Annotated in this window: 16 protein-coding genes; 10 read left to right on the top strand and 6 right to left on the bottom strand. The window is 35.6% G+C overall.

Going from position 1 to position 23,268, the window contains the following annotated elements; translation table 11 throughout:
- Positions 1–268: 268 nt before the first annotated feature.
- Entirely contained in the window at positions 269–2,206 is a 1,938-nt protein-coding gene (ltaS, locus tag C1H58_RS01300) for a polyglycerol-phosphate lipoteichoic acid synthase LtaS (RefSeq protein ID WP_165545068.1), read from the top strand.
- A gap of 217 nt (positions 2,207–2,423) precedes the next feature.
- Here ltaS and C1H58_RS01295 read toward each other — a convergent pair whose 3' ends face one another.
- Complete coding sequence (locus C1H58_RS01295; protein ID WP_050345974.1) at positions 2,424–3,239, bottom strand: ZIP family metal transporter; 816 nt, start codon at positions 3,237–3,239, stop codon at positions 2,424–2,426.
- Between the two features lie 111 nt (positions 3,240–3,350).
- Here C1H58_RS01295 and C1H58_RS01290 point away from each other — a divergent pair, with 111 nt between their 5' ends.
- The 6 genes from C1H58_RS01290 to C1H58_RS01265 all read left to right on the top strand — a co-directional run bounded on the left by C1H58_RS01290 (position 3,351) and on the right by C1H58_RS01265 (position 11,920).
- The gene (locus C1H58_RS01290; RefSeq protein ID WP_165545067.1) at positions 3,351–5,231 is read left to right on the top strand and encodes an ABC-F family ATP-binding cassette domain-containing protein; all 1,881 of its coding nucleotides are present in this window, start codon (positions 3,351–3,353) and stop codon (positions 5,229–5,231) included.
- A gap of 10 nt (positions 5,232–5,241) precedes the next feature.
- Positions 5,242–7,023 carry a DNA helicase RecQ gene (gene recQ / locus C1H58_RS01285; RefSeq protein WP_050331621.1) on the top strand — a complete coding sequence of 594 codons (1,782 nt, stop codon included), beginning with the start codon at positions 5,242–5,244 and terminating at the stop codon, positions 7,021–7,023.
- Positions 7,024–7,427: 404 nt separating this feature from the next.
- Positions 7,428–8,387 (top strand): ABC transporter ATP-binding protein, encoded by a 960-nt coding sequence (locus C1H58_RS01280; RefSeq protein ID WP_165545066.1) that lies wholly within the window; start codon positions 7,428–7,430, stop codon positions 8,385–8,387.
- Positions 8,384–9,898 carry an ABC transporter permease/substrate-binding protein gene (locus C1H58_RS01275; protein WP_165545065.1) on the top strand — a complete coding sequence of 505 codons (1,515 nt, stop codon included), beginning with the start codon at positions 8,384–8,386 and terminating at the stop codon, positions 9,896–9,898. Before C1H58_RS01280 ends, C1H58_RS01275 begins: the two co-directional genes overlap by 4 nt.
- Before the next feature lie 319 nt (positions 9,899–10,217).
- Positions 10,218–11,267: a histidinol-phosphate transaminase gene (hisC, locus tag C1H58_RS01270; protein WP_165545064.1), complete on the top strand. Its 1,050-nt coding sequence runs from the start codon at positions 10,218–10,220 to the stop codon at positions 11,265–11,267.
- Between the two features lie 98 nt (positions 11,268–11,365).
- Positions 11,366–11,920 carry a 5' nucleotidase, NT5C type gene (locus tag C1H58_RS01265; protein WP_165545063.1) on the top strand — a complete coding sequence of 185 codons (555 nt, stop codon included), beginning with the start codon at positions 11,366–11,368 and terminating at the stop codon, positions 11,918–11,920.
- Between the two features lie 70 nt (positions 11,921–11,990).
- Here the strand turns inward: C1H58_RS01265 and C1H58_RS01260 are convergent, their stop codons facing one another.
- The 5 genes from C1H58_RS01260 to C1H58_RS01240 form a co-directional block, all read right to left on the bottom strand.
- Positions 11,991–12,920, bottom strand: a complete 930-nt coding sequence (locus C1H58_RS01260; protein WP_165545062.1) for a diacylglycerol/lipid kinase family protein — start codon at positions 12,918–12,920, stop codon at positions 11,991–11,993.
- A gap of 189 nt (positions 12,921–13,109) precedes the next feature.
- Complete coding sequence (locus C1H58_RS01255) at positions 13,110–14,612, bottom strand: peptide MFS transporter (RefSeq protein ID WP_050331615.1); 1,503 nt, start codon at positions 14,610–14,612, stop codon at positions 13,110–13,112.
- A gap of 682 nt (positions 14,613–15,294) precedes the next feature.
- On the bottom strand, positions 15,295–16,800 hold the full coding sequence (locus C1H58_RS01250; RefSeq protein WP_165545061.1) for a peptide MFS transporter: 1,506 nt from the start codon (positions 16,798–16,800) through the stop codon (positions 15,295–15,297).
- 318 nt (positions 16,801–17,118) lie between these two features.
- The gene (queF, locus tag C1H58_RS01245; RefSeq protein WP_165545060.1) at positions 17,119–17,619 is read right to left on the bottom strand and encodes a preQ(1) synthase; all 501 of its coding nucleotides are present in this window, start codon (positions 17,617–17,619) and stop codon (positions 17,119–17,121) included.
- A 16-nt stretch (positions 17,620–17,635) separates the two neighbouring features.
- Positions 17,636–18,523, bottom strand: coding sequence for a DMT family transporter (locus C1H58_RS01240; protein WP_165545059.1), 888 nt, complete (start codon positions 18,521–18,523; stop codon positions 17,636–17,638).
- A gap of 623 nt (positions 18,524–19,146) precedes the next feature.
- Here C1H58_RS01240 and nrdI point away from each other — a divergent pair.
- The 3 genes from nrdI (at position 19,147) to nrdF (ending at position 22,721) form a co-directional block, all read left to right on the top strand.
- A complete protein-coding gene (gene nrdI, locus C1H58_RS01235) occupies positions 19,147–19,545 on the top strand; it encodes a class Ib ribonucleoside-diphosphate reductase assembly flavoprotein NrdI (protein WP_050345966.1) in 399 nt (132 codons plus the stop codon).
- Positions 19,508–21,613: a class 1b ribonucleoside-diphosphate reductase subunit alpha gene (gene nrdE / locus C1H58_RS01230; RefSeq protein WP_165545058.1), complete on the top strand. Its 2,106-nt coding sequence runs from the start codon at positions 19,508–19,510 to the stop codon at positions 21,611–21,613. Before nrdI ends, nrdE begins: the two co-directional genes overlap by 38 nt.
- 127 nt (positions 21,614–21,740) lie before the next feature.
- On the top strand, positions 21,741–22,721 hold the full coding sequence (gene nrdF, locus C1H58_RS01225) for a class 1b ribonucleoside-diphosphate reductase subunit beta (RefSeq protein WP_016424501.1): 981 nt from the start codon (positions 21,741–21,743) through the stop codon (positions 22,719–22,721).
- The last annotated feature ends 547 nt before the right edge of the window (positions 22,722–23,268 follow it).

The raw sequence follows: 23,268 nt of genomic DNA, 5'->3' as shown, positions 1-23,268 counted from the left end.
GCATCAATTTAAAGCAGTGTTTTTTTAATATTGAGCTAATATAAAGTCAATATAAACCCGAAATGAAAGCCATTTTAATCTTACTCAAACAAACGGCTTTCGCTTGAATTTTTGTCTTAATGGGTATATATTGTTATATTGAACTTAATCATGTATATTACAAGAATATTACATATTAATAAAGCTTTTAGTGGAGAATATTACAAATTTAGAGAAATTGTTAAACGATTGAATTTTAATCAACAGATAAAACGACGGGGGAACAAATATGGTAAAAGAAAAAAAAAGAATAGGTATATTTACGTTTTTCCTACTGACGGTTTTAACCATCGCATTAAAAACGTATTTTGCTTATTATGTTGACTTGTCACTTGGTGTTAAAGGGTTAACACAAAACTTAATTTTGCTCATGAACCCATATAGCTTAGTTGCATTGCTATTGAGTGTGTTCTTATTTTTTAAAGGTAGAAAAGCCTATTGGTTTATATTTACAGGAGGTTTCTTATTAACTTTCTTACTTTATGCCAATGTCGTCTATTTCCGATTTTTCTCAGACTTCATTACTTTTAGTACATTGAACCAAGTTAGCAATGTGGACTCAATGGGCGGTGCTGTTGGGGCATCATTCCAATGGTATGACTTTGTTTATTTTATTGATACATTTGTGTACTTATTCATTCTTATTTTTAAACAAAAATGGTTAAGTAAAAATGTATTCCATAAAAAATTCGTGCCAGTTGTGATGGCAACAGCGATTGCTTTATTTTTCTTGAATTTAGCATTTGCAGAAACAGATCGACCAGAGTTGTTAACACGTACATTCGACCATAAATATTTAGTCAAATATTTAGGACCTTATAACTTTACAGTTTACGATGGCGTGAAAACAGTTCAAAACAATCAACAAAAAGCATTAGCTTCTGAAGATGATTTAACAAAAGTGTTGAATTACTCTAAGCAAAAAAATGTTGAACCCAACATGCAGTATTATGGTAAAGCTAAAGGTAAAAACGTCATTAAAATCCACTTAGAAAGTTTCCAAACCTTTTTAATTAATAAAAAGATTCATGGACAAGAAGTTACACCATTTTTGAACAAACTTTCTTCTGGTAATAATGACTTTAGATACTATCCGCATTTTTATCACCAAACAGGTCAAGGTAAAACATCGGATGCTGAGTTTACTATGGACAACAGTCTTTATGGTTTACCACAAGGTTCAGCTTTCTCTTTAAAAGGAGATAACACATTCCAATCATTACCAGCTATCTTACATCAAAAAGAGGGCTATACAACGAATGTTATGCATGGTGACTACAAAACGTTTTGGAATAGAGATCAAGTATATCGTCATTTTGGTATTGATAAGTTTTATGATGCGACATATTTTGATATGTCACCAGAAAATCTTGAAAACTTAGGTTTAAAAGATAAAGTCTTCTTCAAAGAGGCAGCATCATACTTAGATAAAGAAAAACAACCTTTCTATTCTCATTTAATTACGTTAACGAACCATTATCCATTTACGTTAAGCGATAAAGATGCATCGATTCCGAAAGGGGATACAGGTAACCCAACCGTCGACGGTTATATTCAAACTGCACGTTACCTAGATGAATCTTTAGAAGCATTTATTAACGATTTGAAAAAACGTGGTTTATATGATAACTCTGTGATTATGATTTATGGTGACCATTATGGTATTTCTGAAAATCATAATAAAGCGATGTCTCAATTGTTAGGTGAACCGATTACACCAGCGAAGTTTAATGATTTAAATGCGACTGGTTTTTGGTTAAAAGCACCTGGTGTTGAACCAAAAGTGGATGAAACATATGCAGGCCAAATTGATGTGATGCCTACATTACTTCACTTAATGGGCATTGATACGAAAAACTATTTAATGCTTGGTACGGATATGTTGTCTAAAGACCATAAACAAGTGGTACCATTCCGTAACGGTGATTTTGTAACAAAAGACTATAAGTATGTAAATGGTAAGGTATACAGCAATAAAGACAATCATCCAGTAGAAAAACAACCTGCTGATTTAGAGAAAAATAAAAAGCAAGTTGAAAATGACTTAGAAGTCAGCGATAAAATTTTAAATGGCGATTTATTCCGTTTCTATAAAAATCCAGACTTCAACAGAGTGGATCCATCTAAATATAAATATCCACAAGGTCCAAAAGCAGACATTAAGTAATAATTTCAGTTTGTATAAGGCTATTGTTATCAAATAATGACATTGTGTTTAAGCGTCAATGTCATTGTGGAATATAATTTTCTCATTTGAGATATTAAGGGGTTGAGACATATAAATGTCTTGACCCCTTTATTTATGGTTAGTCATCCAATGCCGTATAAAAAACAAAAATCCGATTGTTCCAACAAAGTGAACAATCGGATTTTAATGTGCCCTATTAGCCTAGCGCAACATCGAGTATCATCATTATGGTAAAACCGAGCATCAAACTCAAAGTTGCGAGGTCTGTATTATCCCCTGATTGTGAATCAGGGATCAATTCTTCAACAACGACAAAAATCATTGCGCCTGCTGCAAAAGCTAATGCATATGGTAATATTGGTGTCACGACCAAAACCGCTGCGGCACCTATTGCTGCAAAAATTGGTTCGACGAGTGCTGAAGCTTGTCCGTAATTAAAAGCACGCCACTTTGTTTGCCCTGATGCATGTATAGGAAGTGACAATGCAGCACCCTCAGGAATGTTTTGTATGCCTATCCCTATTGCCAACCCTAAAGCGCCAAGCCATGTTGCATGCGCATTTCCAGTTGCGATACCGCCGAATGCAACCCCAATTGCAAGTCCCTCTGGTATGTTGTGCAAAGTTATCGCGAGCAATAGCAATGTGTTTTTATCTAAGTGCGTCTTGACACCCTCTTGTCTTTGTGACGCTTCTCTCGCATTGCGATGGATATGCGGGATGACCCCATCTAAAGAGCGGATAAATACGCCCCCAAGAAGAAAGCCAATCGTAGCAGGTAACCACGGCGTCGCACTGTCAGCACTGCTTTCAATAGCAGGCTGCAAAAGTGACCAAAAACTCGCAGCAATCATAATGCCGGCTGCAAAACCTTGCATTGAACTCAGTACACGTGCATTGACCTTTTTAAAAATAAATACTACTGCAGCCCCTAATGCAGTTAAAAGCCAAGTCACGATACCTGCAATGAGCGCTTGAAGAAAGGGCGGTGCATTTGAAATATATTCCACCAAGCACACCTCTCTTTATATCATTTGTTCCAAAAAAAGTGTATAATATATAGAACTGATTTAAGGTTAACAAATAAATACGAGTAAATCTATAGGAAAAAGGGTGCATGTGTTGTGGAAGCGTATAAAATTGAACACCTCAATAAATCGTATGCGGATAAAGTGATATTTGATGATCTTCATCTATCCATTTCTCATCAAGAGCGAATTGGATTAGTAGGGATTAATGGAACAGGTAAGAGTTCGTTATTAAAAGTGATTGCAGGTAAAGACGATGACTTTGATGCCGAACAGTCGCATCCTAAAAATTATCGCATTCGTTATGCTGCACAAAATCATGATTTAAATCCCGAGATGACAGTGTACGAAACAGTATATGGTGCAAACTCTAAAGAGTTACAAGTCATTAAGCGTTATGAAGAAGCCACTGCAACTTATGCTGAAGTACAGAGTGAACAGGCTTTTGATGCAATGATGGCAGCACAAACAGAAATGGACAATTTAGGCGCATGGGATTACAGTGCCGAAATTAAAACGATACTTTCTAGATTAGGTATTCATGATACAACGCGGCAACTCGGATCTTTGTCAGGGGGCCAACAAAAGCGCGTTATTTTAGCACGCACATTAATTGAAAAACCAGATTTACTGCTTTTAGATGAGCCGACAAACCATTTAGATTTTGAATCTATCCATTGGCTTATCCAGTTTGTAAAATCTTATCCGAAAACAGTTGTATTTGTAACGCATGACCGCTACTTTTTAAACGAAGTGGCGACGCGCATTGTAGAACTGAAGAATGGTCAGCTAGAAACTTATCCGGGTAATTATGAGGCCTATATCGCGATGCGTGCAGAACGTGAAGAAATTGAAGTACGACAACAAACCAAGCAACGTGCCCTATACAAACAAGAACTTGCGTGGATGCGTGCGGGTGTTAAGGCGAGAACGACGAAACAACAAGCGAGACAAGATCGATTCCATGATTTAGAAAAGCAAGTCAATGCACAAAAATCACAAGAAAAAGGGTCACTAGGTCTTGCTTATTCCCGTTTAGGTAAACAAGTTTTTGAACTTGAAAATGTAACGAAAGTGATCAATCAACGCACGTTATTTGAAAATATTACAACATTGATTCAAAAAGGGGCACAAATTGGTATTGTTGGACCGAATGGCGCCGGTAAAACAACATTGTTGAATATTTTAGCAGGAGAAGACACAGCATATGAGGGTGTCGTTAAAGTGGGCCAAACGGTTAAAATTGCTTACTTTAAACAAACAGATGAGCGTTTAAATCGAGATATTCGTATGATTGATTTTCTGCGAGAAGAGAGTGAGTTAGCCCGTCAAAAGGATGGCACAACCATTTCGATTACACAGTTGTTGGAGCGTTTTCTCTTTCCGAGTGCAACTCATGGTAAAAAAGTATATAAACTGTCTGGTGGAGAACAGAAGCGCTTATATTTACTTAAATTATTAGTTCATCAACCGAATGTTCTATTATTAGATGAACCGACGAATGACTTAGATACTGAAACATTGACGATTCTTGAAGACTATATTCAAACTTTTGGTGGAACAGTCATTACCGTAAGTCATGATCGTTACTTTTTAAATAAAGTCGTCGATTGTTATTGGTATATTCATGATGGGCAATTTGATGTGATATTAGGACAATTTGAGGACTATCTTGCTTATCAGAAACAATACGTTGAAGCATCAACCCAAGTGAAAGATTCGAAAGATACCCCAAAAGAACAACCGAAGAAAAAGAAAAAAGGATTATCATATAAAGAAAAAAGAGAATACGACATGTTAATCGTTAGAATTGATGAAACAGAAACACGTCTCAAAGCTATTGACGAAGAGATGATTGAAGCCAACGCAGATTATTCCAAAATCAAAGCATTGAGTGAAGAAAAAGAAGCGCTTGAGACGCAATATGATTTAGACATCACGAGATGGAGTGAACTAGAAGAAATTTTAGAACAGTAAGAGGGATAATATGGAGCAAACACTGTCGCATTATTTTGGATACCAAAGTTTTCGTCCTGGTCAAAAAGAAATCATTGAATTGATTTTAAATCATCATCACACATTAGGTGTTTTACCTACTGGGGGTGGTAAATCGATTTGTTATCAAGTGCCAGGACTGATGTTAGAAGGTACAACGATTGTAATCAGCCCGTTAATTTCATTAATGAAAGATCAGGTCGATCAATTGAAAGCGATGGGCATTGCAGCGGCTTATTTAAATAGTAGTTTAACTGCACAAGCCCAAAAAGAAATCGAACAACAATTAGTCGATGGTGAATTAAAATTTTTGTATGTCGCACCAGAACGATTCGAGAGTACGTATTTTGAAATGCTGTTGCGCCGTGTCAATATTGCACTTGTCGCATTTGATGAAGCACACTGTATATCGAAATGGGGCCATGATTTTCGTCCGAGTTATCAAGCGGTCATTCAACGTGTCCTAGCTATGCCTCAACATTTTGCGATTATAGCACTTACTGCGACTGCTACAACGGAAGTACAACAAGATATTATGTCGCGCTTGATGATTCATCCTAATCATGTCGTAAAAACGAGTATTAGACGTCGTAATTTAAAATTTCAAGTCAATGCAACTTATCAAAGACAAAAGTTTATTGTTGATTATGTTAAAAGTCATGCGAAGGTTTCGGGCATTATTTATTGCTCTACCCGTAAACAAGTAGAGGCGCTTTATGAAGCACTTGAGGATGTAGGTGTCGCTTCAACTTATTATCATGCAGGGTTAACATCTAAGCAAAGAAATGAAGCACAAAATGATTTTTTGTACGATCGTATTCGCGTCGTTATCGCCACAAACGCCTTTGGTATGGGTATTGATAAATCGAATGTACGTTACGTTATTCATTACAATATGCCGGGTGATTTGGAATCATATTATCAAGAAGCGGGGCGTGCAGGCCGAGATGGTTTAGAAAGTGATTGTATATTATTGTATAGTGATCGTGATATCAGTTTACATCAGTATTTTATTAGTAGTTCAAAAGCGGATGATGATTATAAGGAACGCATGGGTGAAAAGCTTACGAAGATGATTCAATATACTAAAACAAGTAAGTGCTTAGAAGCTACACTCGTTCATTATTTTGAGCCCAATGAAAAATTAGAAGAGTGTCAACAATGTAGTAACTGTGTTGATAAAAATAAAACGTATGACATGACAAATGAAGCTAAAATGATTGTCAGTTGTGTTGCACGTTTAAGACAAAATGAAAGTTATCAAACAGTTATTCAAGTCTTGCGTGGTGAAAAGACAGACTACATACGTCATCACGCGTATGAGGCACTTTCCACATATGGCATCATGAAACATTATACGACAGGTGAATTACATCATTTAATTGACGAATTGCGCTTTAAAGGTTTTTTAAATGAACACGATGAAATTTTGTTGTGTGATCAATCTGTCGAGACGTTATTGTATGACGAAACGAAAATTTATACGACACCTTTCAAACGAAAATCAAAAGAAACCGTTAATATTAATACTGTCGAAGGTGTAGACCGCATTTTATTTGAAAAATTAGTTGAAGTACGTCAACATATGAGCGAAAAAATGAATATTCCACCGACGAATATTTTTACGGATTATACATTAGAAGCATTTGCGAAACGTAAGCCACTTTCAAAGCAAGATATGATTCAAATTGAAGGTGTAGGTAGTTATAAATTAAAACACTACTGTCCTGAATTTTTAACAGCGATTCAAGATTATAAAATGCATAGTTCATAAATAATAGTCGGAATGCTTTTATTAAAGACGATTAAAAGAGCTAATTTAAGATAGGTCGTTATAGCAGTAGATAAATATTAAAACAGCACAGAAAATCCAGTCTGTGTTGTTTTTTTATTGCTTTTTTGAGGCGATGTTTTTGTAAAGGCAATTAAAAAAATTTGATAAATGCATGCGATAAAATAGGTTAGGTGATTGATATCCATAATGGTGTTAAAAGAAACAGTTTATATAAAATTGAATGCTACTTGTAACGTATTATTTTATTGATTAAGCTCGATTAAAAATTAGAGGCAAATTGAGTTATTTTTTCAATGAATTATGATTTAATAAGTATAAGTTTCAAAGTTTGGGGTAATGAGCTATATAAATGAAAATCAATAAAATAGAGAACGAGGGATTCAATGATTAAGTTTAATAATGTAACGAAACGTTACGGTGATAAAGTCGTTGTTGATCAAGTCGATATGGAGATTCAAGAAGGCGAATTTTTCGTTTTAATTGGACCATCAGGATCGGGCAAAACGACAACGATGAAAATGATTAACCGTCTTATCCCCTTATCAGACGGCTATATTTACTTTAAAGAAAGACCTATTAGTGACTATTCTGTGTATGAGATGCGCTGGGATATGGGTTATGTGTTACAACAAATTGCTTTATTTCCACATATGACAATCCGTGACAATATTGCGCAAGTTCCTTTAATGAAAGATTGGTCTAAATCAAAAATTGATACGCGTGTTGATGAATTGTTAGAAATGGTAGGTTTAGAACCTAAGCAATTTAGAAATCGCAAACCTGACGAATTGTCTGGTGGTCAACGTCAACGTGTCGGTGTCGTTCGTGCACTAGCAGCGGATCCACCTGTCATTTTAATGGATGAACCTTTTAGTGCTTTAGACCCGATTACACGTGAAAAGTTACAAGATGATCTGTTAAGCTTACAAAGTAAAATCAAGAAAACAATTGTTTTTGTGACACATGATATTGAAGAAGCTTTCAAGTTAGGCGACCGCATATGTTTACTTAATCATGGACGCGTTGAACAAATTGGGACACCTAATGACTTTATTAAAACGCCTAAAAATGATTTTGTACGCCAGTTTTTAGGAAACTTGACCGGTGTGGTATTAAATCATTTTACACTTGGAAAAGTAGCCGAACTTGCAGGAAGAAAGCTTGATACGAACGAAGCATTAGATTATCCAGTCGTCGATCATAATCAAGCGGTCAGTGACGTCTACCGCGAACTCGTATCACATGATGCAGTTATTGTTTCGGTTGATGCACAATCTTGGTTATTGTCGCGACAAGATATTTTTAGCTTCTTATCAAAAAACCAGGCAGGTGAATCTGTATGAATACCATCCTCAATACTTTAAGTGATCGCAAAGGGGAATTATTAGCCCGATTACTTGAACATATTCAACTGTCTTTTGTTGCATTACTGATTGCAGTGCTTATCGGTGTGCCACTTGGAATCCTTTTGACAAAAACAAAGAAACTGTCAGAAATTGTGATTAATATTGCTGCTGTATTACAAACGATTCCATCGCTAGCGCTACTGGGCTTGATGATTCCATTGTTTGGTATTGGAACAGTGCCGGCTGTTATTGCTTTAGTTGTGTATGCCTTATTGCCTATTTTACGTAATACATATACGGGGATAACAGGTGTTGACGATTCATTAGTTGAAGCAGCTAAAGGGATTGGTATGAAGCCTATGAGACGACTCACTAAAGTAGAGTTGCCTTTAGCGATGCCTGTCATCATGGCCGGGATTCGCACAGCAATGGTATTGATTATTGGTACTGCGACCCTTGCAGCTTTGATTGGTGCTGGCGGTCTTGGGGACTTAATCTTATTAGGAATTGATCGTAACAATACGTCATTAATTTTAATTGGTGCGATACCAGCTGCGATTTTAGCTATTTTATTTGATGTCGGTTTAAGAATACTGAGCCACATTTCTTATCGCAAAATGTTAATCACATTGGGTGTGATTTTACTTGCGATGTTCCTTGTTACTGTGGCACCGTTGTTGTCTCACAAAGGTGAAAAGATTACCATCGCCGGTAAACTCGGAACAGAACCTTCTATTATCACAAATATGTATAAAATATTGATTGAAGATCAAACAGATTACACGGTCGATGTTAAAGATGGTATGGGTAAAACGAGCTTTTTATTCAATGCCCTTAAATCTGATAAAATCGATGGCTATCTTGAATTCACGGGTACGGTGTTAGGCGAGTTAACGAAAGAATCACCACACTCAAAAGATGAAAAAGAAGTGTATCAACAGGCGAATCAAAGTCTTGAGAAAAAATTTGATATGACTTTATTAAAACCGATGAAATATAACAATACGTATGCACTTGCGGTTAAACGTGATTTTGCAGAACAACACGGTATTAAGGCGGTCAGTGATTTACGAAAAGTGCAAAGTGAAATTAAACCTGGCTTTACCTTAGAATTTAATGATCGTGAAGATGGTTATCCAGCTATTAAGAAATTGTATCACTTGAATTTTAAAAATGTGAAAACGATGGAACCTAAATTACGTTATCAAGCTGTCGAGAAAGGTGACATTAATCTCATTGATGCATATTCAACGGATGCAGAATTAAAGCAATTTGATATGGTCGTATTGAAAGATGATCGAAAAGCTTTCCCTCCTTATCAAGGGGCACCATTATTTAAAAAATCATTTATTGATGACCATCCAGATGTTGAGAAAGCATTAAACAAGTTACAAGGCAAAATTTCTGATGAAGAAATGCAAGAAATGAATTATCGTGTTGCTGAAAAAGATGAAGATCCATATCAAGTTGCAAAAGACTACTTGAAAAAAGAAGGACTCATTCATTAAAAAGCATAACGAACGATACGTGTGTAAAACATCATGAGAAACTCAAACTATAACTTACGCTTTTGAATGGTTTGAGACGGGATAGGCCGGTAAATCTTCTGTAGATAGAGATGATCCTGCTATCCCGTCTTTTTACATTTAATCAAAAGGCGTGCAATATACCCTAAAATGTAACTATAATTAACATGTAGCGTATATGAAATGTTTTATAACAAGTAGGACTATCGATAATGATGGCCACACACTCTAGCATTTTAAAGTAAAACTCGTTATAATAGTTAACATATTTAAAAAATTCTGACATATAGGAGGGCTAGAGATGAAATCTCAAATTTCTAAATTACGCGCTTATCAACCAGGCTTATCACCAGAAGGACTTAAGAAAAAATATGGCATTGCAGGTGAGCTATATAAACATGCTTCAAATGAAAATGTATATGGCCCTTCTCCATTGGCAAAACAAGCGATTAAGGATCATGTAGATGATCTCTTCTTATATCCTGAACCCAATGCACCTCTTTTACAACAAGCCATTGCTTCTCATTATGGTGTAGATTCATCACAAGTTATTTTTGGAGCCGGCCTTGATGAGATGATTGTAATTATTTCTAGAACTATGGTTCGAGCAGGGGATAACATTGTTACAAGCGAAGGTACTTTTGGACAATATTTCCATAACGCTACTGTAGAAGATGCCGAAACAATCCAAGTGCCACTGATTGAAGGCGCATTTGATTTAGATGGTATTGCAGAAGCGGTAAATGAGGAAACAGCGTTAGTTTGGATTTGTAACCCTAACAATCCGACAGGTACTTATCATACACACGCTGAAATAGAAGCATTTTTAGAAAAAATCCCAAAGGAGGTAACCGTACTTTTTGATGAAGCATACGGTGAATATGTCACTGCAAAAGACTTTCCAAATACGATTGAGTTAATGAAAAAATATGATAATATTGCGATGATGCGCACGTTTTCTAAAGCATATGCACTTGCTGGTTTACGTATCGGTTACTTGGTTGCGACAGCTGAATTGGCTGCACAATTAAATGTATTACGACCACCATTCAATACAACACGTTTATCAGAGCAGGCTGCTTTAAAAGCGTTTGAAGATCAAGATTACTTACTAGAAGTTGTGGAACGTAATCGAATTGAGAGAGAGAAATTTGATGGTTTAGAAACTTCTGTAAAGCTTTATCCATCGGAAACGAATTTTATTTTTGCACAAACAGACCGCGCAAAAGAACTAGATGAACAGTTGCTTCAAAATGGTATCATTGCACGAGGGTTTCCAAATGGCGTGCGCATCACTTTAGGTTTTCCAGAGCAAAATGAAGTGATTCGCAAAGTTTTACAATCCTTTTAGTACATTGATACCCTAGAAATAAGGGCGTGTTATAGAGGCATCAAAACATGACTGTTTTGATAGCCTTCTAAATGAAATGAATAATAGGGAGCGATTAGATGAGAGTGTCAATTGGGATAGACATGGATGAGGTTTTAGCTGATACGACAGGAGCACTAATCGATGAATTTAATCGTCGTACCGAACTAGGTATAACAGTAGAACAAATTGTTGGACGTAAAATTTACGATATTATGCCAGAGCATACCGCAGAAATTCGTGATATTTTAGCGTCTGATGGGTTCTTTCGACGTTTAAATGTTATGAAAGATGCACAAGAAGTCGTTAAAAAGCTTGCTGCCCATTACGATATTTACATTGTAACTGCAGCGATGGATGTGCCAACATCTTTCCATGATAAATATGATTGGTTATTAACACATTTTCCATTTTTAGATCCACAGCAATTTGTTTTCTGTGGGCGTAAAGGTATCGTCGCGACAGATTATTTAATTGACGATAGCCCTAAACAATTAGCAATTCATACGGGCAAACCTTTAATGTTTACAGCGCCACATAATGAAGGCAATACGGACTTCGAACGCTTGAACAATTGGAAAGAAGTTGAAGCCTACTTTTTAAGTGATATTACTAAAGAAGAATCTTTATCATAGAAAGTCAGATTAAATTTAACAACACAATAAAACACATGTGTCAGTGACTTTTTGCTGACACATGTGTTTTTTATTGATTATTTTCAGCGGGTGGGGCTGTTAATAATTGAATCGCTTTTGGAATAATTTCAATCGTGGTTGGTGTTGTCATGTCGATTTCACCGTCGATATCGACGCGCATTTCAGGGTCAGTCGTAATTTTGATTGTATGACTGGAAATATGCTGGATATTGTCGCTAATTTCATTCCAAGTCATACTATCTCTTAAACTAAAAATATCTTTAAGGATGCTCATACTGTAGTTATTAAAGATAAAAGTGTTGAGTACACCATCTGAAGGAGACATATCTGTTAATGGGATTTTTCCGCCTCCAATAAATCGGCCATTTGCAAATAACAGCATTGAAGTTTCTCCTGAATACGTTTGCCCATCAATTTCTAAAGTATATTTAAAATGTTTAGGGTTGGTTATCGTTTTAAATGTAGAGGAGATGTAGCTTAATTTTCCGAAGAGGTCTTTTGATTTTCCTTTCACATTCTCCGCATTTTGCACCATCAAACCAATACCAGCAAAGTTGAGGGCGTAGCGATCGTTCACTTTCATGACATCATAAGTTTGCGGCGTCGCAACTAAAAGGTCATGACTCGCTTCCACGGCTTTATTCGTTAAATTGAGTGTCTTTGCGAAATCATTAAATGTTCCGCCCGGAATGACGCCAATTGGAATATGGAGTTGGTGTTTGAGTACACCATTGATCAGTTCATTAACGGTACCATCGCCACCTAGAATAAAGAGGACCTCTATTTGTTCAATATTGTTATTGTCTTTTATCATTTTACAGTAGCGTTCAATGTCGCCTTCATTTTCACTTAGTTGGATGGAAAGCCTTTTACAAAGTTGTGAAAGTGCAACGGTCACTTCCCCTAAGCCTTCATGGATATTTTGAAGGCCTGAATGTTCATGATAAAAAAGTAAACCGTGTTCATATTTCGGGGTCATTGTGTTGACTCCTTTCGTTAATCTTAGTTCTCATTGTATATCTAAACGTAGTGTATGTTAATCATTTTAAACAGAATAGTGAATCTAAAAAGAGTAGGAGAAGTCTAAAGTTGAACTTAGATTTCTCCTACTCCTGCTTTACTTTATTGTATTTGAAAGTCAATCATGCGAGCCGTTTAAAGTAATGTGTTAACGAATACCTTTCATCGCTTTAAGAATAAGTGGTGTACCAAGTGCAACAAGTAATGCAACGACAACAGCTATACCGCCAATTAAACCAAAGTAGTTTTGGTCTCCAATAATCGGTTGTAGCTTTACGAGCTGTGCGTTAATGGCTTGTGCAGTTGCGTTTGTCAGTAACCATAAACTCATCATTTGTGAATTGAATTTTTCAGGCGCCAGTTTTACCGCAGAACTGTTACCTGTTGGAGAAATACACAATTCACCTATAACACAAATGAAATAAGATAGAACAATCCACATAAACCAAATTTCTGAGCCATTATATGCGTATATGACAACCATCATTAATATAAATGAAACGCCTGCTAATACGAGACCAATCGCAAATTTGATAGGTAGACTCGGCTCGAAACGACCTAATTTACGCCATAATAATGAGATTGCAGGCGCTAAAACGACGATAAAGAATGGGTTAATCGATTGGAACCATGTCACTGGAAAAGCACTATGCCAACCGAGCAAATTAAATGTAAGGTCTGCCTTTTCATCCGCATAAACATTAAGGACATTGGCACCTTGTTCTTGGATAGACCAAAAAATAACGCCGACAATAAATAAAGGAATAAATGCAATAACACGTGAACGTTCAACATCTGATGTGTCTTTACTAACAATCATGATGAAGAAGTATCCAATCGGTAAGGCAACGCCTAATATTAAAACGATAAAACTAATTAAATCAAATGTAAGCGTTCCTGTTGCGTATGTAACGCCAAGTAATATGAGTAAGAGTAAGCCTAGGCTTCCAAATGTGATGCCATATTTTTTCTTTTCTGATGGACTTAATGGGTGAGGTGCAGTTGTTCCAATTTCGCCTAAATTTTTCTTATGGAATAGCAAATAGAATAAAAGTGATAATGCCATACCAATTGCAGCAATAAGGAATCCACCGTGGAAGTTGCCCGTATTTCTAAAATGATCCAATACTAGTGGAGAAAGAAATGCCCCCATATTTACCGACATGTAAAAAATAACAAAACCTGAATCGACACGATCGTCACCTTTAGGATATAAGCGACCAACAATATTAGAAATGTTTGGTTTCATTAAACCAGAACCTACAATGATAAATACCATTGAAGCAAGTAATCCTGATAATCCAAACGGCAAACTTAAACAGATGTGACCAATAATAATCAATAATGCACCGTAAACCATCGAGCGACGTGTACCCAGTATGCGGTCAGCAATCCATCCCCCTAGAATGGAAGTCATAAAAATTAATGAACCGTAGACAGCCATCAACGACTGGGCAAAAGTTTTTTCAAGGCCTAAACCACCTTGACCTACATTGTAGTAAATATAGTATATCAGAAGGGCTCTCATACCGTAATAACTGAATCTCTCCCAAAATTCAACAGTATAGAGTACTCCTAAACCACGAGGATGTCCGAAAAAACCTTTTTGAGGAATGGTCTGGACAGCTTTTTCGTGTGATAATTCTGACATTTTAATCAATCCTTCCTGTCTGAACAAAGCATATAGAAGCCATTTTACGCCTGATATATTTAAATTTCAATAAGTTTCTGAAAATATAATACTGAAAATGTGAATTTTGTATGACGACAAAATATTTTGAATAATTTTAATTTTAACAATTTACCTATCAAGCGTGATTGAATGAATATGAAACGAAGTAGGGCGCTATCTAATTGTGTGAATACTTTAAGATGCCTAAGTCGGTTCATGCTAGTGTTCTATTTGATCTAAAACACTAAAAAAAGACACTTACTAAGACAGCATAGGTTATAGTGTTAGGGATTATTAAACTAACAACGCCTCTTTCATTCGTTTTAAATGGATTTATAGAATAAAAGGTTAAACTTTCCAGACCCTCATATGGTACCAAATAATAAAATAAGAAGAAAGTAATTGATTTTGAGTTTTGTATTAATAAAAACAAACAAAAATGACAAGCCAAGTTATCAAGCGTGAAATAATTTCGCAGAGTTAAACTTAATTAACACTTGATATGATAAGAGAGCCATAGCAGATTTAGGTCTACGATGGCGTTTTAGTAATAGGGAGATAACACTTTATCAGATAAGTAAAAACGGAAGTAGAACTGAAATCGAATCGATTTCGTCGTTCCACTTCCGCTTCTTATTTGTGTCATCGTTGAAGTTAAATGTTATTTAACACCTTGCATTAAGTTTTTAATAAATGGTGCGATACAAATTAAAATGATACCGATGAGAAGTGCGACTGCACCAGAAATTAAGAAATATTGATTTGTACTAATATGTGTATACATCGTTACCATTTGGGCGTTAATCCCTTGTGCCATCGCGTTAGATAAGAACCATACACTCATCATTTGTGCGGTAAATGCTTCTGGTGCTAATTTGGTAGTTGTCGATAAGCCAATAGGCGATAAGCAAAGTTCACCCATCGTTACAATTAAGAAACTCGCAACCAACCAAAATGGATTAATCAAATCAGCATCGCCAGGGATAACCATGATTAAGTAAGAAACTCCTGCTAAAATAACACCAATTGCAAATTTGATAACAGTAGGTGGATTAAAACGACCTAATTTTACCCACAATATAGAAAATAATGGCGCAAGCGTAATGATAAAGAGTGGGTTTAGCGATTGAAACCAAGCAGGTGGGATATGAAAATCGATGAGTCCACCAGTGACTTTTGCTAAATCAAGTTGCGTTTTAGTATCAGCGAATTGCGCAAGTACAGTTGAACCTTGCTCTTGAATCATCCAAAATGCAACCGATGCAATGAATAAAGGAATATAAGCATAAACTCTTTTGCGTTCATGATCGGCTGTTTTTTTACTTAAAATAATTTTAACAAAATAAAAGAGCGGTAAAAATACACCCAAAAGCGTAATAAAGTTTGCAAATGTGGCTATCGTTAACAGTTGTAATTGATTTAAAATAAAGCAAACTACTGCAATGACAACAGCCACAATAATAACGATTTTGATTAATTTTGAACGCTCTGCTTTTGTTAACGGATCGGGTACTTCTAATCCAGCAAGACCCAAATATTTTTTATTCGTGATGTAGTATGTAACTAATCCAATAAACATCCCCACTGCAGCAATAGCAAAGCCGAAGTGGAAACCGAGGTTCACTTGTGCCCAACCTACAATAAGTGGGGAAAGCAATGCACCTAAATTAATACTCATATAGAAAATTGTAAAAGCTGCATCTAAGCGTGGATCATTTTTTTCATACAATAAGCCTACTGTTGAGGAAATGTTAGGCTTCAACATCCCTGTCCCAATAATTAACACGAGTAATGCAATTAAAAGGATGACAAAGTTATTGGGTAGAGATAAAAGAATATGCCCGAGCATAATGAGTGTTCCACCGTAAAACAGTGCGTGACGTGTACCAGTAATACGGTCAGCAATCCATCCACCGATCACACCACTCATATAAACTAACGCACCATAAATAGAAACAATTTGTAGTGCGACACCTTGATCGAGGCCAAATCCGCCTTTAGCGATAGAATAATAAATATAGTAAGCTAAAATGGCTTTCATACCATAATAGCTAAAGCGCTCCCAAAATTCAGTAAAAAATAATGTACTTAAACCTTTAGGATGCCCGAAAAAACCTGTACGTGGCGTACTGTTCAATATTTCTTTCTTTGTGTAATGTGCGCCCATTAAAAAGTCCCCCTCTTCGCATGAAGTTAAAACCATTTTATAACTAAATTGTAGATTAAACAAGACAATGATTAATATGATATACAACTTAGCTTTAAATATTTCAAAGAAGCTAATTCATTTATGTGCATATTTTTCGGTAGGATAATATAGATTTAAAGTGATTTGTTATAAAAGAGGAGGACGCTCTGAGATATGAAACGCAGTTTTATCATAAAAAGGAAGCGCTCAGACGATTTTCTATTAAAATCATCTGAGCGCTATTTACTTTGGGATGGATGTGCTAGCCTCTTGTGCTTTAAATGTATTTAAATAAAATTATCTGTTATCAACTGTTTCAGGGTATAAATCATGATTCATCATGCGATAGTCGGCCATTTTTTCATATTTTGTTTCTGGACGACCATAGTTCGTATAAGGATCAATTGAAATACCACCACGAGGCGTGAATTTACCCCATACTTCAATGTAGTGAGGGTCCATTAATTCTATAAGGTCATTCATGATAATATTCATACAGTCTTCATGAAAATCACCATGATTACGAAAACTAAACAAATAAAGTTTGAGTGATTTTGATTCAACCATTTTTACATTTGGAATATATGAAATATAGATGGTAGCAAAATCAGGTTGACCTGTAATTGGACATAAAGATGTGAATTCAGGGCAGTTGAATTTAACAAAGTAATCTCGTTCCTGATGTTTATTATCAAACGTTTCTAATACGTCTGGACGGTAATCAAAATCATATGTGTTGTTTTGATTGCCGAGTAATGTAATATCCTTTAATTCTTCTTTTGAACGACCTTTAGGCATTGGTATGCCTCCTTCTTTAATTTGATTGTTGCTTTTTATGACGATGTTCAGAGTATGTGGCGCGTCTTGCTTTTTCAAACATATAATAACTTGCACCTAGAATAATAATATAACCAATTACAGCGTAGAAATCAGGTGCTTCTTTGAATAAAACAAAACCTATGAGTGCTGTAAAGATGATAGAAGCGTATGTGAAAATAGAAATATCTTTTGCAGGTGCATAACTGTATGCGACAGTAATTCCGATTTGACCAACAGCTGCTGAAAGTCCTGCTAAAACAAGGTAGATGATTTGTATACGGCTCATCGGTTCATACGTAAATATAACAAATGGTAACAGCGCAATAACTGAGAAGAATGAAAAATAAAAAACAATCGTGTAAGGTGCTTCGCGTGTACTTAATGCACGTACAGCTGTATAAGCCGAAGCTGCAAAAATACCAGACAACAATCCTGTCAACGCAGGTAATATTTCTGAAGAAAATTCAGGCTTGACTACAAAAAGCATCCCAACGATTGCGACAAGCATCGCTGTAATTTGATACTTTTGAATATATTCTTTTAAAAATATTAAGCTTAATAGAATCGTCCAAAATGGGTTGAGTTTCATAAGTATGTCTGCATCGCTTAAAACCATATGATCAATGGCATATATATTTAACAACACACCCGTTAAGCCTAAAATCGAGCGTGTAATGAGTAAGGGTTGACTGCTGAGTTTACCGAAAAAAGGTTGCTTGAATTTAATAATAAAGAAAAGGGGAATAAACATCGCTACAAAATTTCGAGCTAATGATTTTTGAAATACGGGCAAATCTCCGGCGAGACGAAAGAAAACAGCCATAAAGCTAAAACCAATCGCAGAAATTAAGATAGCAACGATGCCTTTCATTTTTGAATTCATTAAATCGCCTCTTAATTATAAAAATTTGACTTATACATCGTAGCATAAAAAGCGTTACCGTGCATTATATCTTGAAATTTTGTGAAGGAAGTGTACAATAAAATAGAACATACGTTCTATTTTAGGTGGTCTAATAATTCTTTTATCGTCAAAAGTCAAGCGTTAAAAATGTTTTCTTACAGAAAAAATTTTTCTGTTTCCTAAACCTATTGATACTATCGCTTTTGATGACAATTGGTGACAAAAGTTCATATTTATCTCTTTAAAAACAGAAAGGACTTATGTATAATGAAACACATAATATAGTACCGATGAACGAAAAGGAACACTATATATTGTGTTTGAAAGATGAGAAATAGGATGAAAACGGTTGGAATTGATAGAGGATTACACGTTTTTGCACATTCTATTTCTTTTCTTCTCTACATGTAGTGTTATTAATTTTTTAATGAACGATTGCATGATGAATATAGCAATTTGCGAAATGAGCGCATCATCTTAAAGTGCATATGACAACAAATATATGTTCGCATTTAATTAAATGAGAATTATATTGTGATTGAGAGAAAACAAAAGCAATTATATAAAAATCGTTCATTTAATATGAAAGGCGGTTATTCAATATGAAAGTCGTTTTTTATTCTTTTACCGGCAATGTAAGACGCTTTGTTAAGCGTGCAGAACTTGATAACACACTTGAGATTAATGAAACGAATGCATCTGAAGAGATGACAGAACCCTTTATTATTGTGACAAGTACAATTGGTTTTGGAGAGGTGCCTCAACCAGTACAACAATTTTTAGGGAAAAACCATGAATATTTAAAGGGCGTTGCAGCAAGTGGAAATCGCAACTGGGGACAAAACTTCGCAAAGGCTGGCGTAACAATTTCTGACGAGTACAATGTCCCTTTATTATTGAAGTTTGAATTACATGGGAATGCCCAAGACACAACAGAATTTAAAGAGAAGGTGGTCAATTTTTATGAAAACTATGGAACAAAAGCAGTACAATCACATTGAATTAAACAATCAAGTCACAAAGAGAAATGAAAACGGCTTTTTTCAAATAGAAAAAGACCAAGAAGCGTTAGCGGTGTATCTTGAAGAAATTAAAGATAAAACCGTTCATTTTGATAGTGAATTGGAGCGCCTTCACTTTTTAGTTGATAATAATTTTTACTACAACGTATTTAACGAATACAGTGAAGCGCAACTTGCTGAAGTCATTGCATTTGCATCTTCAATTCCATTTGAATTTGCGAGCTATATGTCAGCAAGTAAGTTTTTTAAAGACTATGCACTTAAAACCAATGATAAATCAAAGTACCTTGAAGATTATCATCAGCATGTCGTGATTGTGTCACTATACCTTGCAAAAGGTAATGTCGCTTTAGCAAAACAATTTATTCAAGCGATGATTGATCAACGTTACCAACCAGCGACACCTACATTTTTAAATGCAGGACGTGCGCGTCGTGGGGAACTTGTATCATGTTTCTTATTAGAAGTGGACGACAGCTTAAATTCCATTAACTACATAGATTCAACTGCAAAACAACTCAGTAAGATTGGTGGCGGTGTCGCTATTAATCTATCTAAACTACGTGCCAGAGGCGAAGCAATCAAAGGCATCAAAGGTGTAGCAAAAGGCGTGCTCCCTGTTGCTAAAGCTTTAGAAGGTGGCTTTAGTTATGCTGATCAGTTAGGTCAACGTCCAGGAGCAGGTGCAGTATACCTTAATATTTTTCATTATGATGTGGAAGAATTTTTAGACACTAAAAAAGTAAATGCTGATGAAGATTTACGTTTGTCTACGATTTCTACAGGTCTAATTGTGCCATCTAAGTTTTTTGAACTAGCAAAAGAAGGTAAAGACTTCTTTATGTTTGCGCCACATACGGTTGAAAAAGAATACGGTGTCACACTCGATGACATTAATATTGATGAATATTACGACCAACTTGTTGAAAACCCAAATATTATGAAGAAAAGCAAAGATGCACGTGAAATGTTAAATATGATTGCGCAAACACAATTGCAATCAGGCTATCCTTATTTAATGTTTAAAGACAATGCCAACCGTGTGCATGCGAACTCTAATATCGGCCAAATCAAAATGAGTAACTTATGTACGGAGATTTTCCAATTACAAGAAACATCTGTCATTAATGATTATGGTATTGAAGATGAAATTAAGCGAGATATTTCATGTAACTTAGGTTCATTAAACATTGTAAATGTAATGGAATCTGATAAATTCAGAGATTCAGTGCATACAGGTATGGATGCACTGACTGTTGTAAGTGATGAAGCTAATATTCAAAACGCACCTGGTGTAAGAAAAGCAAACAGCGAACTTCATTCTGTTGGTTTAGGTGTGATGAACTTACACGGTTATCTTGCGAAAAATAAAATAAGTTATGAATCAGAAGAAGCTAGAGATTTTGCCAATGTTTTCTTCATGATGATGAACTATTATTCAATTGAACGTTCTATGGAACTAGCAAAAGAACGTGGCGAAACTTTTGTTGGCTTTGAACAAACAGATTATGCAAATGGTCGCTATTTTGAGCGTTATACGTCTGAAGACTTTTTGCCACAATATGACAAAGTAAAATCATTATTCGAAAATCACGATATACCAACACGTGAAGACTGGAAAGCATTACAAGCTGAAGTTGAAAAATACGGTCTTTATCATGCATACCGTTTAGCGATTGCACCAACTCAAAGTATCTCATACGTACAAAATGCGACAAGTTCTGTTATGCCAATCGTGGATCAAATTGAACGACGCACATACGGAAATTCTGAAACATTTTATCCAATGCCATTTTTATCACCGCAAACGATGTGGTATTACAAATCAGCATTTAACACAGATCAAATGAAATTAATCGACTTAATTGCAACGATTCAAACACACATTGATCAAGGTATTTCTACAATTCTCTATGTAAACTCAGAAATTTCAACACGTGAATTATCTCGACTTTATGTTTATGCACATTACAAAGGGCTTAAATCTTTATATTACACAAGAAATAAATTACTTAGCGTCGAAGAATGTACAAGTTGCTCAATTTAGCCATAAATTGATGCCGAACTAATATTAACTATCATGCTTGGGGCAACGAAGTCATTGATTTCAGCCCCATACATGCGTGATGCATAGATCGTGATACTAATAAAAAGATAAGGAGAAATGGAAATTAATGATAGCTGTAAATTGGAATACTCAGGAAGATATGACGAATATGTTTTGGCGTCAAAACATTGCTCAAATGTGGGTTGAAACAGAATTTAAAGTTTCAAAAGATATTGCGAGTTGGAAAACTTTAACTGAACAAGAACAAGATGCCTTTAAAAAAGCATTAGCTGGGTTAACAGGATTAGACACACATCAAGCTGATGATGGCATGCCTTTAATCATGATGCATACAAGTGACTTACGTAAAAAAGCTGTCTATGCTTTTATGGGGATGATGGAACAGATTCATGCGAAAAGTTATTCACATATTTTCACAACATTGCTTCCTTCAAGTGAAACGGATGAGTTATTGGACAAATGGGTAATTGAAGAGCCACATTTGAAATACAAATCTGAGAAAATTGTTGGGACGTATCATAAATTATGGGCGAAAGAAACAACAATATATGATCAATATATGGCGCGTGTTGCAAGTGTATTTTTAGAAACATTTTTATTCTTCTCTGGTTTCTATTATCCACTTTATTTAGCAGGGCAAGGCCGTATGACGACATCTGGAGAAATTATTCGTAAAATTTTATTAGATGAATCCATTCACGGTCTATTTACTGGACTGGATGCACAAAGTTTACGTAGCGAGTTATCCGAAAGTGAAAAACAAAAAGCGGATCGTGAAATGTATAAATTATTAGAAGATTTATATGCAAACGAAGAATCTTACACACGTAAATTGTATGAGCCTCTTGGTTTAGCTGATGACGTGCTCAATTATGTACAATATAACGGTAACAAAGCACTTTCTAACTTAGGTTTTGAACCGTACTTCGAAGAAAAAGAGTTCAGCCCAATTATTGAAAATGCTTTAGACCGTACAACTAAAAACCATGACTTCTTCTCAGTAAAAGGAGACGGTTACGTTTTAGCACTTAACGTTGAAGGCTTACAAGACGAAGACTTTATTTTTGATGACAACGATAAAGCATAAAAAGATATAAACTCCTCTTTTTCTAGGCGTGACGGCATGTTAGATGTCGGGATGTCTTGAGGAAGTCTATACAATTTGATTGAGCAACCTCACCTCCAACTGGTGAGGTTGTTTTTGTGGCGCTCTGTCAAAACGAACTGATGCGCAAAATGTAGAGGTGAACTTAAGTCAAGAATACTGAAATAGAAAAAAAGAGTATTCTTTAGGGGGCATATTATCTAACGTTGAAAGCACTTTTTTAGAATTGTAAAAAATAAGGATATATTCCACAATGCCCAACATCACTTCATTCTTGGTTTGATAGCCTTAATGATATATCAATTCTTTTTGATGAACTACAAAAAGATTCGTGCACACGAAGATAGGCGCTATACTTAATATTTAAGACGTGGTTGGAATGTGATGTCCAATCTAGTTTTGATAAGACAACAAAAAGAGCGGGGCAAAAATCTACACGATTTTTGCCCCGTTTTAGCTATTCCATACTAGGGGAAGCATGATTCGCCCCAGTCATTCCTTTTCAGTCATTTCACTAATGTGATGTTAT

The sequence above is a fragment of the Staphylococcus sp. 191 genome, assembly GCF_011174885.1.
In the GTDB taxonomy this organism is placed as follows: domain Bacteria; phylum Bacillota; class Bacilli; order Staphylococcales; family Staphylococcaceae; genus Staphylococcus; species Staphylococcus coagulans.
Note: the sequence above shows the minus strand (reverse complement) of the source record. Positions and strands in the feature narration are given on the sequence as shown.